Origin of the sequence: Niabella drilacis (assembly GCF_900101395.1) — a bacterium.
Classification (GTDB): Bacteria; Bacteroidota; Bacteroidia; order Chitinophagales; family Chitinophagaceae; genus Niabella; species Niabella drilacis.
In genome coordinates this window covers 328,539-342,036 of record NZ_FMZO01000002.1, presented here as the reverse complement: position 1 = coordinate 342,036, position 13,498 = coordinate 328,539, and the positions used below count along the sequence as shown (strand labels likewise).

At 48.8% G+C, this 13,498-nt stretch carries 13 protein-coding genes and 1 tRNA gene; 12 read left to right on the top strand and 2 right to left on the bottom strand.

Features of this window, described 5'->3' with window-relative positions; translation table 11 throughout:
• Nucleotides 1-7 precede the first annotated feature (7 nt).
• Complete coding sequence (locus BLS44_RS04820) at nt 8-1,159, top strand: hypothetical protein (protein WP_143019658.1); 1,152 nt, start codon at nt 8-10, stop codon at nt 1,157-1,159.
• Between the two features lie 286 nt (nt 1,160-1,445).
• Here BLS44_RS04820 and BLS44_RS04815 read toward each other — a convergent pair.
• Nucleotides 1,446-1,519, bottom strand: a tRNA-Pro gene (locus BLS44_RS04815).
• Between the two features lie 223 nt (nt 1,520-1,742).
• On the opposite strand from BLS44_RS04815, the gene BLS44_RS04805 reads away from it, so the two are divergent.
• From BLS44_RS04805 to BLS44_RS04775, 7 genes are all read left to right on the top strand, one after another.
• Nucleotides 1,743-3,008: a dihydroorotase gene (locus BLS44_RS04805; protein ID WP_090388905.1), complete on the top strand. Its 1,266-nt coding sequence runs from the start codon at nt 1,743-1,745 to the stop codon at nt 3,006-3,008.
• Nucleotides 3,009-3,018: 10 nt separating this feature from the next.
• Nucleotides 3,019-3,498 (top strand): DUF4199 domain-containing protein, encoded by a 480-nt coding sequence (locus tag BLS44_RS04800; protein ID WP_090388904.1) that lies wholly within the window; start codon nt 3,019-3,021, stop codon nt 3,496-3,498.
• 2 nt (nt 3,499-3,500) lie between these two features.
• Nucleotides 3,501-4,445 carry a glycosyltransferase family 2 protein gene (locus BLS44_RS04795; protein ID WP_090388903.1) on the top strand — a complete coding sequence of 315 codons (945 nt, stop codon included), beginning with the start codon at nt 3,501-3,503 and terminating at the stop codon, nt 4,443-4,445.
• Between the two features lie 100 nt (nt 4,446-4,545).
• Nucleotides 4,546-5,712, top strand: a complete 1,167-nt coding sequence (locus BLS44_RS04790; protein WP_090388902.1) for a glycosyltransferase — start codon at nt 4,546-4,548, stop codon at nt 5,710-5,712.
• Complete coding sequence (locus BLS44_RS04785) at nt 5,709-6,731, top strand: GHMP family kinase ATP-binding protein (RefSeq protein ID WP_090388901.1); 1,023 nt, start codon at nt 5,709-5,711, stop codon at nt 6,729-6,731. Before BLS44_RS04790 ends, BLS44_RS04785 begins: the two co-directional genes overlap by 4 nt.
• A gap of 2 nt (nt 6,732-6,733) precedes the next feature.
• On the top strand, nt 6,734-7,309 hold the full coding sequence (locus BLS44_RS04780; protein WP_090388900.1) for a D-sedoheptulose-7-phosphate isomerase: 576 nt from the start codon (nt 6,734-6,736) through the stop codon (nt 7,307-7,309).
• Between the two features lie 87 nt (nt 7,310-7,396).
• Nucleotides 7,397-8,677, top strand: coding sequence for an HAD-IIIA family hydrolase (locus BLS44_RS04775; RefSeq protein WP_090388899.1), 1,281 nt, complete (start codon nt 7,397-7,399; stop codon nt 8,675-8,677).
• On the opposite strand, the gene BLS44_RS04770 is transcribed toward BLS44_RS04775, so the two are convergent.
• Nucleotides 8,678-9,388: a tRNA1(Val) (adenine(37)-N6)-methyltransferase gene (locus BLS44_RS04770; protein WP_090388898.1), complete on the bottom strand. Its 711-nt coding sequence runs from the start codon at nt 9,386-9,388 to the stop codon at nt 8,678-8,680.
• Nucleotides 9,389-9,501: 113 nt separating this feature from the next.
• Between BLS44_RS04770 and BLS44_RS04765 the strand changes: the two genes are divergently transcribed.
• From BLS44_RS04765 to BLS44_RS04750, 4 genes are all read left to right on the top strand, one after another.
• Nucleotides 9,502-10,290 carry a Fic family protein gene (locus BLS44_RS04765; RefSeq protein ID WP_090388897.1) on the top strand — a complete coding sequence of 263 codons (789 nt, stop codon included), beginning with the start codon at nt 9,502-9,504 and terminating at the stop codon, nt 10,288-10,290.
• A complete protein-coding gene (locus tag BLS44_RS04760; protein ID WP_090388896.1) occupies nt 10,290-11,366 on the top strand; it encodes an NAD(P)/FAD-dependent oxidoreductase in 1,077 nt (358 codons plus the stop codon). The genes BLS44_RS04765 and BLS44_RS04760 overlap by 1 nt, the downstream gene beginning before the upstream one ends.
• Nucleotides 11,367-11,615: 249 nt before the next feature.
• On the top strand, nt 11,616-12,227 hold the full coding sequence (locus BLS44_RS04755) for a TetR/AcrR family transcriptional regulator (protein ID WP_090388895.1): 612 nt from the start codon (nt 11,616-11,618) through the stop codon (nt 12,225-12,227).
• Nucleotides 12,228-12,253: 26 nt separating this feature from the next.
• The gene (locus BLS44_RS04750) at nt 12,254-13,492 is read left to right on the top strand and encodes a TolC family protein (RefSeq protein ID WP_176954315.1); all 1,239 of its coding nucleotides are present in this window, start codon (nt 12,254-12,256) and stop codon (nt 13,490-13,492) included.
• Nucleotides 13,493-13,498 lie beyond the last annotated feature (6 nt).

Below are 13,498 nucleotides of genomic sequence, written 5' to 3'. Positions count from 1 at the left end.
GTGAGATATGAAACACGTATCATCTTGTTTATTCCTCGTGCTTGTACTGGTACTATCCAATTGTACCAAACAGAGCCAAACCGATTCAAATTTACCCATTGAAAAAGCGCAACTTGGAAGAACTGCCTTAATATCAAAAGCAACCTTATTTACGGAGCAGAAGGATACGAATGCATCAGTCTCGCCCATACCTCAAAAATTCTTTGATGAAGTAGGCGAGCTTGTAGCCCCTGTTCAGGAAAAATTGAACAGCATTTTAGAGAAAATAGATCCGGAATTAAACAAGGCGTACCAGGAAGATGCAAAAAAACTGGGCACCATAGAACCAGGTGCGGAGAAGGATCGATTGCTCGAGATCATGAATGAAAAATACCATGACTTTATGCTGAAAGGCTGGGCGGAAACAGGAATAGATGAAAAAGCATACAAAGAAAAAATAACCGGTCTGCTGCCTGAAGAACTAAGGGGGTTAATCAGATTTGAAGCTGAATTTTTGATCTTCTATTTTGATATAGCGCGCCCTTATGGTTCGATGACCTGGATGCTACCGCCGGATCATGATAATTACCCTGATCCTGACGAAACGAAACCACCCACCCCACCCACTCCTCCAACCCCACCCTGCACATGGGGAGCAGGAAACATCTATTACCCAAGCATTAATAGTGCAAACGCTTATACCTACAAATTGATGGCATCCTATGCAGCGGCATACGGGATAGGCTCAAATGGCATTTTTTCCAGTGCATTTTCCTACCCTTTGCCATGGGGGCAATCACGCTCTGGCGTTAGTCTTACAGGCAATGTTAACTTTGCAAATGCAGCCTGTACCCAGGTAAAAGTTCATAAAGAAATTATATGGAACGCCGCGGCATATGCCTTCACATTTTATGGGCATGCCAGCGTAGGTACTGCCGAATACAACACGGGGTATAATGCGGAAAATATAACAGTTGTGGTTCCTGTAATCGGGTATTTCAGATTAGAACGCAAAAAGAACATCACAGAAGATTACACCATAACTAAAACCGATTCGAGAGTAAATTTTGGCGCCAGTATAAAAACCACTGCATTTTCTGAAGGCGTGTTTTCCAATGCTGGTGGCAGAAACCAGCTCTATATACCCAAGTGGACGATAACCGAAATGTGCTGCCAATAACCGCATAGAACAAACTGCATATACCGGTAACAAGAGCCCTGAATTTTAGCGGCTCTTGTTGCTTTTTAAAATCCGGGAGCCGGACCGGCTAAATGAGGCCACATTGCTTATATATATACACGGAAAGGGGGTTCGGCGAAAATAAAAAAGAGCAAAGTATCGCTGCTAAGTATTTTCTATTTGGCGGGACCACCAGATTCGAACCAGCGCCCCTCCCGCCCAAAGCGGGATGCACTACCGGCAACAAAAAAAGCCCCTGAAATAAATCAGAAGCTTTTTTATTAAGTCGGGACGACTAGATTCGAACTAGCGACCCCTTGCACCCCATGCAAGTGCGCTACCGGGCTGCGCTACGTCCCGAATTATTTTACCTCCATTATATATGGGGTTACCGGAAGGGCTGCAAATATAATATATTTTCCCATTTTTTGTCAAAAGATGAGCGGAACATTTTTACATTTTCTGTTTTCATTGATTTTTATGACCATGACAGAAGGAATGGGCCCTGTTTTATACCCGAACATGCTAACATATCGTTCATATTCCATTAAAAATCAGAAATTGATCTTATCTTCGCACCTTAATGAAAATGCTCATTAAGCAATCCAAGATCATCGACCCCACCTCTTCTTTTAACGGTCGTACAGCTGATATCCTTATTGTAAACGGAATCATTCAATCCATTGGTAAAAACCTTGTTCAAAGGGGAGCCAGGATACTGGATGCCAAAGGCTTGCATATCAGCCCGGGATGGGTAGATATTTTTGCCGATTTCGCGGACCCGGGGTTTGAATACCGGGAGACACTTGCCAGCGGCGCCCGGGCTGCTGCGGCAGGCGGCTTCACCGATGTTTGCATTGTACCCAACACCAAACCGGCAATCGATCAGAAATCATCTGTTGCGTACATCCGGGCTAAAGCTGCCCATTTGCCGGTAAACATTCACCCGCTGGGAGCCGTTACCCGTAACACAGACGGGAAAGAGCTGGCGGAGATCTACGATATGCGGCAGTCCGGCGCCATCGCCTTTACGGATGGCAAAAACGCGATCCAGTCCTCCGACATTATGGTGAAGGCCCTGCAGTACATTAAGCCGTTTGACGGCGTATTGATCCAGTTGCCAGACAATAAGGATATTCAACCCCATGGGCTGATGAACGAAGGCATTACCTCAACAAGACTGGGCCTGCAGGCCAAACCGGCCATTGCAGAAGAGCTGCTGATCACCCGGGATCTCCGGCTAACTGCATATGCCGGCTCCCGGCTGCACCTCACCGGTGTTACCACCGCAGCTTCATTAAAACTGGTAAAGGAAGCCCGGCAGAAGAAAACAAAAGTAACCGTTTCGGTAACTCCGGCTCATTTGTTTTTTACAGAAGAGGACCTGCAGACCTACGATACGAACCTTAAGCTGAACCCTCCCCTGCGCACAACAGAGGACCGCAAAGCTCTGCAAAAAGGTATCACAGACGGCACTATCGATTGTGTGGCCTCCCACCATATCCCTTACGACACCGATCATAAAATGGTAGAGTTTGAATATGCCAAAAACGGCATGATTGGCCTGCAAACCGCCTATGCGGTACTGAATACCGTATTGCCGGAAGTGCCGCAGCAACGCTGGGTGGAGCTGCTCTCCATCAATCCCCGTAAGATCCTGGGTCTGCCGGTTCCTTCGGTTGAAGAAGGCGCTGCCGCCTCGCTGACCATCTTTAATCCTTCCCTGAAATGGGAGCTGACCGCCGATGCGATCCTTTCGCAAAGCAGGAACTCCGCTTTTACAGGAAGACCGCTCACGGGAAAGCCCCTGGGCATTATTCATAATAACCAGACCAATCTTTTATTTTAGTTCAGAACACATGATTTTAAACGCAACCAGGAAGGGACTCATAACCGGTATTTTAATGATCCTGGCAGGATTGATCCTCCCGGTATTAAAAACGCCGGACAACTCCCCCCTGCATTTTATAGGCTATATTCTTTATGGGACCGGGATCGTTTGGGCCATATATCCTTCCAAAAGCAAAGCCGCATTCGGCTCATTGTTCAACGAAGGATTCCGGTGCTTTATTGTTGCTACCCTGCTGATGGTAATATATACCTGGATATTTTGGACCGCCAACCCAAAGAAAATGGATGAAACGGTAGCAAAACAAAAGGAAGTCCAGCTTAAAACCCCGGGAGACCGGACGCCCCTGGAAATTGACCAGCAGGCAAAAGATACCCGCAAATATTTTATACCGATGGTTATTGCAGGAACGGTTTTTGATTTCCTGCTTATTGGTGTTGTTGTTACGACCGCTGTCGCAGGCACCTTATCTTTGTCAAAGAAAAATTAAAAATGGATATTTCTGTAGTTATACCTTTACTGAACGAAGAGGAATCATTGCCGGAGCTGGCCACGTGGATCGACCGGGTGATGCAGGAAAACCATTTCAGTTACGAGATCGTTTTTGTGGATGACGGCAGTACCGACGACTCCTGGCAGGTGATTGGCGCGCTCCGCGAAAAGAACCCCAACATAAAAGGCATCAAATTCCAGCGCAATTATGGAAAATCTGCTGCGCTGAATGAAGCGTTCCGTGCCACACAGGGCAATGTGGTTATTACCATGGATGCAGACCTCCAGGACAGCCCGGATGAAATTCCCGAGCTGTACCGGATGATCATAGAGGACCGGTATGACCTGGTGAGCGGGTGGAAAAAAGTACGGTACGATAATACAGTTACCAAAAACCTTCCTTCCAAGTTCTTCAACGCCGTTACCCGGAAAGTTTCAAAAATAAAGCTGAACGATTTTAACTGCGGCCTGAAATCCTACAACAAAAAAGTAATAAAGAGCATTGAGGTTTACGGGGAAATGCACCGCTACATACCGGTACTGGCCAAATGGGCGGGCTTTAAAAAGATCGGTGAAAAAGTGGTGGAACACCGTAAACGCAAGTATGGGGTAAGCAAATTCGGATGGGACCGCTTTATTAACGGGTTCCTCGACCTGCTGTCCATTACTTTTGTTGGTAAATTTTCAAAACGGCCCATGCATTTCTTTGGCGTTTGGGGAATGTTGTTTTTCATGATCGGCTTTTTTTCTGCCCTGTACCTGATCATTGCCAAGATCGTCAGCCCGGATTTTTCCATCTCCAACCGCCCTGGCTTTTATATTTCCCTTACAGCTGTCGTTATTGGTGTGCAGCTCTTCATGGCAGGCTTTATCGGGGAACTGATTGCGCGGAATGCACCCGGGCGCAATGCCTATTTAATAGAAGCAAAAACAGGATTGGACTAATATTGTTTCAGGGTTCTCTGTTTAACGTGAGGGGTTTGTTGAACATTGAGCCCCATCCGACCAGGTCACCCGGGCGGGCTTAAACTTTGAACAGGAACTTATGCCGAAAGTAATCATCATAGGGCCAGCACATCCCCTGCGCGGCGGGCTGGCCACCTTCAATCACCGGCTTGCAAAAGCATTTACAGACATGGGGCACGATTGCACGATCTGGTCCTATTCATTGCAATATCCATCCTTTCTCTTCCCCGGCAAAACGCAGTATACCGACGAGCCGGCCCCGGAAAACATTACCATCCATACACGCATCAATTCCGTAAACCCGTTTAACTGGATGCAGGTAGGAAATGCCATTGCCAGGGAGGCCCCACACATCGTAGTGGTGCGCTACTGGCTGCCCGTTATGGGACCCGCGCTGGGAACCATTCTCAGAAGGATCCGGAAAAATAAAAGAACAAAGATCATCTGCATCGCCGACAATATCATCCCCCATGAAAAACGCCCGGGGGATACTCCCTTCACCCGGTACTTTATAAAAGCCTGTGATGGCTTTATCACGATGAGCGAAAAAGTGCTCGCCGACCTGCGGACCTTTACGCAAAAGCCGGCCTTGCAGGTATTGCATCCCCTGTACGACAATTTTGGGGCACCCGTTTCAAAAACAGAAGCCCGCAATCATTTAAACCTGCCCATCGATGAAAAGATCGTCCTGTTCTTCGGGTTCATCCGGAAATATAAGGGGCTGGACCTCTTACTGGAAGCGCTTGCAGACATCAGCCGGCAGCGGTCGGCAGTCGGCAGTCAGCAGCCTCAAATCCCCAATCTTAAATTACTGATCGCCGGCGAGTTTTACGAAGACGAAGCCGGTTATCAAACACTGATCGATACCCTCGGTATCCGCGGACAGCTGATCCTGCGGACCGGTTTTATCCCGGACAGCGAGGTAAGATATTATTTATGCGCCGCCGACCTGCTGGTACAACCCTACCGGAATGCCACTCAAAGCGGGGTAACGCCCCTGGCCTATTATTTTGAAAAGCCGATGATCGTGACCAATGTAGGCGGGTTGCCGGCGCTGGTTCCCCATATGAAAAGCGGGTTGGTGGCGGAACCGGAAGCCGGTTCTATCGCAAACGCCATTATTGAATATTTCCGATTAGGAGAAACCCACTTTATTCCACATCTTCGCAGCGAAAAAGAAAAGTACAGCTGGGATCACCTGGTCAACGCCATTATTGATCTGGCTGATAAATCGACAAAAAAATGATTCACAGAAGTAAAGCGCCTTTGCGGATCGGACTGGCAGGTGGGGGTACCGATGTTAGCCCCTATTGCGATGAATTTGGCGGCGCCATCCTGAACGCCACTATTTCGCTGAATGCCAACGCCACCATTGAGCGGACGACCGATGGCAAAATTACCCTGGAGGCATTGGACCGCAACGAGACCCAAAGCTTTGACCAGGCCCCGGTATTACCGTTAAACGGGCAGCTCGACCTGCTCAAAGGCGTATATAACCGTATACAGAAAGACTATCCCTTTGCAGGCACCGGTTTCCGTTTAAGTACTTACGTAGATGCTCCCGCAGGCTCCGGCCTGGGAACCTCATCCACCCTGGTGGTGGCCATCGTGGGGGCCTTTGTTGAAATGCTGCAGCTGCCGCTGGGCGAATACGATATTGCCCATTATGCCTACGAGATTGAGCGCAGTGATCTGAAACTGGCCGGCGGGCGCCAGGACCAGTACGCTGCCACCTTTGGAGGCGTAAACTATATGGAGTTTTACAGTAATGATAAAGTGATCGTAAACCCGCTGCGCATCCGGCAGCGCTACCTGGATGAGCTGGAAAACAACCTGCTCCTGTACTATACTTCCACCAGCAGGGAATCGGCAAAGATCATTATTGAGCAAAGCAAGAACGTAACGGAAAAGAAAAGTCATTCCATAGAAGCTATGCATCAGCTCAAACAACAGGCCCAGATGATGAAGGAAGCATTACTGAAGGGCCAGCTGGATGAGATCGGCCGGATCCTGGATATCGGCTTTGAGCAAAAGCGGCGTATGGCTGCCGGTATCAACAATGAGCTGATCGATACGATCTATGACACAGCCAAAAAGAACGGAGCCTCCGGGGGAAAGATCAGCGGCGCAGGCGGCGGTGGCTTTATGATCTTTTATTGCCCCGGCAATACCAAATATAAAGTACGGACCAGCCTCGACCAGTTTGGTGGCCAGTATCGCAACTACCAATTTGTAAAGCACGGATTAAAAACCTGGACAGTTTAATTATGAACAATCAAATCAAAGCCCTGGTACAGGCCTCCATCGATGTAAAAAAACAGGTGCTGGAAAGCGAGCCTTTGTTGCAAACCGTGGCCCAGGTGGTCAGCACTATTGTAAACGCTTTCCGGAAGGGCAACAGTGTGTACTTTTGCGGCAACGGGGGAAGTGCGGCAGATGCCCAGCATCTCGCCGCGGAATTCAGCGGCCGTTTTTATAAAGACCGCAAAGCATTACCGGCAGAAGCGTTGCACTGCAATACCTCCTACCTCACGGCAGTTGCCAATGATTATAGTTTTGATGTGATCTATTCCCGGATCATCGATGGCATCGGCAAGAACGGAGACGTACTGATCGGCCTCAGCACATCAGGGAACTCACAAAATATTGTGCGGGCCTTTGAACAGGCAAAGGCCAAGGGCATGACCACCATCGGTTTTACAGGCGCCAGTGGCGGCATCCTGAAAACGACCTCCGATTTCCTGATCAACATCCCGTCTGCTGATACCCCCCGCATACAGGAATGCCATATGCTGCTGGGGCACAGTATTTGTCAATTGGTAGAAGAACAATATTTCGGGTAATCCTGCCTGATTCCTGATGTTCCTTGTTTGATATTCAACTTCAACCCGCTCCCGATGGCTATCGGGATCAAACCTTAAACAGACCGTATGTTACAAAAACGTTTGGAAGGTAACTGGCAAAATGCGCAGGAAGCCATTGTGCTGGCCGGCGGACTGGGCACCCGGCTCCGCGAGGCAGTACCGGACCTGCCTAAGTGCATGGCGCCGGTTGCAGGACATCCCTTCCTGTACTATGTGATCGGTTATCTGCGCCGGCAGGGCGTACAACGGATCATCTTTAGCCTGGGCTACAAACACGAGCTCATTGAAGACTACCTGGAACAGGCCTTCCCGGCATTGCAATACCATTGCTGCATTGAGGAAGCGCCGCTGGGCACAGGCGGCGCTATACAGCTGGCACTGCAGCAGGCCACAGGAGAAAATGTGCTGGTGGTCAACGGCGACAGTTTTTTTGCATTTGACCTGAACGCACTTCAGCAAAACCATATGGCTGCAAAAGCGGTATGCACACTAGCCCTGAAACAGATGCACCACTTCGATCGTTACGGTGTGGTCACCTTAAATGAAACAGGCGCTATTACCAGCTTCAAAGAAAAACAATTCTATGAAACCGGGCTGATCAATGCCGGCACCTACCTCATTAACAGAACGGCATTGCTTCAAAAGCCATTCCCGAAAAAATTTTCCTTTGAAAACGATTTCCTTGAAAAAACGGTCAGCGAAGGCACGCTTTCCGGCACTACCGGCGATGGATATTTTATAGACATCGGTATTCCTCAGGACTACCTCCGGGCGCAATCCGATTTTGCACAAAAGCCCTTCTCACTAAAAAACACAGACAAGAGCTGGACACTATTCCTGGACCGGGATGGTGTGATCAACGAGGAAAAAGATGGCAGTTATATTTTCCATACAGAGGAGTTCCTATTTTACCCCGGCGTACCTGAAGCGATCGGGAAATTTACACAGTATTTTAAACATGTGATCATTATCACCAACCAACGGGGCATTGGCAAGGGACTCATGGATGAAAAGGCGCTGCATGCCATTCATCAATTGCTCAATGAGGAGGTAAAGAAAAACAACGGTCATATACCCGCCATCTATTACGCCACAGCCGTTGACTCCCGGGACTTTTTCCGGAAACCCAACCCCGGCATGGCTTTGGAAGCCGTTAAGGACTTTGCGGACATCGACCTTTCCAGGTCCATTATGGTAGGAAATAATATTTCAGATATGCAGTTCGGAAGAAATGCGGGCATGTATACCGTGTTCCTCACCACTACCAATGAGCCCCGGCCACTCCCCGATTCCCTTATTGACCTGCAGTTACCGGATCTGAAAACCCTGGCGGAACAGCTTCCCTGATCACAGGTGCAGGTAGTACGGTTGCAGGAGTGCTTTAAACTCCGGTGTGTATTCATTTTCTTTGCGGATCACGATCCGTTCCTCCCGGAAACTACGCTTCCTGAGCGCGCCCTCTACCATAATCCGGAACGCCGGGTGCTTTTCTGTCTGGTGCACGTAGCAGCAATGGTTGATGAACAATCCGGATATTTCCAGCCGCCCGAACAGTTCCTGCGCTCTTTTCACCGGCAGCAGCAGGAAAAAACGGCCATCGGCGTCCAGCTGCTTCCGGATAAAAGACAAAAGCTCCGGCAGGGATAATGCGTCACTATGATGGGCGATATTTTTATTCAGCTGCCCGCCCTTAAGGTCACCTTCATAAAACGGCGGATTGCTGACAATAACGTCATAGGTACGGTCAAAGGCATACTCCAGCACATTGCCCTGTATCAGCCGGACCCCGGCATGGAAGCCACTCTGGGCAATATTCTCCCCCGCCTGTTCATGATCGGCTTCCTGTATCTCAATAGCGTCGATCAGCCTGCTCCCCGCCTGCGCAATCATCAATGCCAGTAGTCCTGTTCCCGCCCCAACATCCAACACGGTTTCCGCTGCTTCCGGCATATGGCTCACCACCCAGGCCCCGAAAAGACAGGCGTCCGTGGTCACTTTCATCGCGCAGCGGTCCTGGTAAATCACAAACTGCTTAAAACGGAAATACGGGTTCGGCATACGCAAAGATGAAGAATATTATCTATTATATTTGTGCTTATATTATAAGCACATAAACAGAATTACAAGCAATCTGTTTCTTAAGAAAAAGTTTCCGATAACGAACTCTAAAAATGGAATTTGAACTATTAAAAAGCGATCTCCTTAAATCTTTTGAAAAAAAAGTAACCGTATCCGTTAGCAGATGCTTCAAAGACCTTTCTGAAACCGGTTTCACCATACAGGACTTTAAGCATTACCTGCTGGCAGGCGCCGTGGCCTCTTCTCAAATTGAAGGCAGTACATTAGATCTGGACAGCTTTTTTGTAAGTAAAGCAAATCATAAAAATACCCGGGAAGTCCGGGAAATTGAAAATTTAGTAAAAGCATACCAGTACGCAAAGCGCTACGGGCTTACACAAAAAGGTTTGCTGACCTGCCTTGAAATCCTCTCGGGAAGCTTTACACATATTACAAAAGGACAAAAAGGAAGATACCGGAAAACGCAGGTGGGCATCCGGGGCTGGCAGGGGCTGGTTTACATGGCTATTGAACCCGAAAATGTGCCGGATGAAATGAATAAACTGTTTGCTGACATCTCTGTACTGCTTGAAAAAAACTTAACGTTAAAGCAGGTGCTTTATTATTCGGCCTATATTCATTTTATCTTTGCCAAGATACATCCTTTTGCAGACGGCAACGGCCGGGCAGCCCGCTTACTGGAAAAATGGTTCCTCGCGGCCCATTTAGGTACAGCCATCTGGAGCATCCCCTCTGAAAAATATTACTACGACAACCGGGCAGCCTATTATAACGGATTGAACATTGGTATTGATTACTATGAAACGTTGAAGCAATTGGATCGCATACTACCATTCCTGTCTCTTTTACCAAAAGCTGTTTGTTATAAACCCGTTGATTAATGAAGCGCAGTATACAGAAAGTCATCATCGTTGGCCAGGGCATCAGCGGCACTTTTCTTTCCTGGTTCTGCTACCAGGCAGGCATCGATTTTATCGTCATTGATGAGGCCAATACCCACGCTCCTTCCAGGGTAGCCGCCGGCATCATCAACCCCGTTACCGGGCGACGGGTAGTGAAGGTCTGGCTCGATGACGTGATACTTCCTTTTGCAGAAACAGCCTACAAGGCGATGGGTACATTCCTCAACCTGCCGGCCATCACCCGCACCGTCCTCATCGACTTCTTCCCCAACCCGTTCATGAAGGAAAGCTTCCTGAAAAAGCTCGCTCAAAAAGAAGACTATATTTCGCTGCTGGAAAACGAGGCGCCTTATGCAGCTTCCTTTAACTATGAATTTGGTATCGGGCTTATTGACCCTGCTTATATCGTGCACCTGCAGCAATTGCTCCCAGCCTGGCGTACATTTTTAAAACAGCAGCGCAGGCTGGTGGAAGAGCCGCTCGATTTTGAACAGCTCCGGGCTGAAGCCGGCGCCGTTCATTATAAGGATCATACCGCAGACAGGCTGCTGTTTTGCGATGGCGCAGCAGGGTCGGCCAACCCTTATTTTTCCCGGCTTCCCTTTGCACTCAACAAAGGGGAAGCATTGATCATCGAAGCTCCGGAGTTGCCCGCCGGTCACCTGTATAAAAAATCCATGCTGCTGGCACCCATCGCCGAACCGGGGATCTTTTGGGCCGGCACCAATTATATATGGGATTTTAAAGACGAGGCTCCTACCGCAGATTTCCGGCAATCCGCAACGCATACATTAGAACAATGGCTGAAAGTCCCTTTTAAGATCATCGACCACAAAGCGTCGGTACGCCCGGCTACTGTAGAGCGCCGGCCCTTTGCCGGCTTTCACCCGGTGTATACCAATATCGGCATTCTCAACGGCATGGGCACCAAGGGCTGTTCCCTGGCTCCTTATTTCGCACACCAGCTGATGGAGCATCTCCTATATCAACGTCCGTTGCAACCAGAGGTGGATATCAGCCGTTTTAAGGGCATCCTAAGCCGCCCGCTGCAATAAATAATATGCCGCCGCGTATGGTTATTTCGCAGCAGCCGATGTAAAACCTGGAACAAAACTGCTGCCAATTTTCCGTTTACAGGCAATACCAGCCCTGCCGTTTCCGGAACCTGCCCCATCTGTTCAGCAAACAAGCCGCCTGGCGGTCAAACAAATAGATGACTGCTGATCAGTAAACGAAGTTCCGGAATTAATCATTTGATTAAAAATTTTGTTTAAATTATTTTTTCTTCCCAACTTTGTCCTGAAATGGCAAAAAAGAAACAACAGGAAGCCCTGTCTTCCGAGGAAAAAATAAAGGAAGCTGCCCGTAAAGTATTTATGGAAAAGGGCTATGCGGCAACCCGTACAAGGGATATTGCGGAAGCCGCAGGTATCAACCTCGCCCTGCTGAACTACTATTTCCGCAGCAAAGAGAAGCTATTCGAATTAGTGATGCAGGAAAAACTGAGCAGCTTCTTCGGGTTGCTGCTTCCCGTGCTCCGGGATCCCCAATCCTCGCTCGATGACAAGATCCATACCATTGCAGACCGGTACATCAGTATGCTGGCAGATAACCCAGACCTGCCGCTCTTTGTGCTGAATGCCATGCGCAATGCTCCCAAAAAATTTGCCGCGCTATTAAAAGGGGTTGATCACGTGTTGGACTCTGCATTCGCCAAACAGCTGAAAGAGCGAAACCCGGATGTTGCGCCCGAGCATCTCTTCATCAACATCCTTTCGCTCTGCGTTTTCCCCTTTGCCATGCGCCCGGGCCTGGAAGTGATCTCCCCCGAGATCGGAACACAGTTCCACGTGCTTATGGAAGAGCGGAAAAAGCTGGTGCCAAAGTGGATGCGCGCGATGCTGAAAGTAAAATGATTCAATCAAACCGTAAATATAAAAGCATGAAATGGTGGACATCCTGTCTTATACTGCTGCTCCCCCTGTGGAGCCCGGGGCAGTCGCTCAGTCTGGATGACTGTTACCAGCTGGCAAGGGAAAATTTCCCTGTCATAAAAAAACAGGACCTGCTCCGGCAAAGCACCCGTTACTCCATCGAAAACACGACCCGCTCCTGGCTACCCCAGCTATCTGTCAGCGGACAGGCTACCTATCAGACGGATGTTACAAAGATCCCGGTTGCAATGCCCGGTGTGCCAGAGCTCAGTAAGGATCAGTACCGCATACAGGGCGAGGTAACGCAGGCCCTATACGACGGAGGTGTTGCGAAAACCCAGAAGGCACTTTTAAAAACCGGGGAGGCCCTGCAACTGCAACAAATTGAAATTAGTTTTCAATCGGTAAAGGAACGGGTAACCCAGTTATTCTTTTCCATCCTGTTGCTGGATGCGCAATTGCAGCAGCAGGAAATTTATAAAAACAATATTGTTTCTTCCCTTGAAAAAACAAAAGCGGCTGCCCAAAACGGAACCGCTGCGCCGGTCAGTGTAACCGAATTAAAAGCAGAACTGATCAAAGCGGATATGGGCACAGCCGAGATGATTTCTGATCAGCATGCCATCCGGGAAACACTTGCGCTGTTTATCGGGGCTCCGGTTCCGGCCCGCCTGGTGCCGCCCGATCCTCCGGGTCCTGACACGGCCATTCGCCGCCCTGAGCTCGGACTTTTTGACCTTCAGAAAAAAAATGTTACGCTACAGGAAAAAGCGCTCACAACAGGCTGGGCACCCAGGATCGCTGCTTTTATGCAGGCAGGCTATGGCCGTCCTGCGCTCAATATGTTGAAAAACACATTCGATGCTTTTGCTGTTGGCGGCATCCGGTTCAGTTTTCCCCTGGGTAGTTTATACACCTACCAGAACAATAAAAAAATAATGGAGCTCAACCGCAGAGAGCTGGATGCAGACCGGGAAACATTCCTGTTAAATACAAGGGCTGCTTTAACAAAAGAAACCAATGCGATAAACAAATATACAAAGCTGCTGCAGCAGGATAGCGAGCTCATTGCCTTAAGAACACAGGTCACCCAATCCGCCATGGCCCAGCTGGAGAATGGCGTCATTACCACACATGAGTACATCACCCAGCTTAATGCCGAGCACTTGGCAAGGCAGCTAAAAAATCTGCACCAGGTACAATTGCTGAACGCCCGGATCACTTACCAAACGATTTCCGGGTACTAAATAATA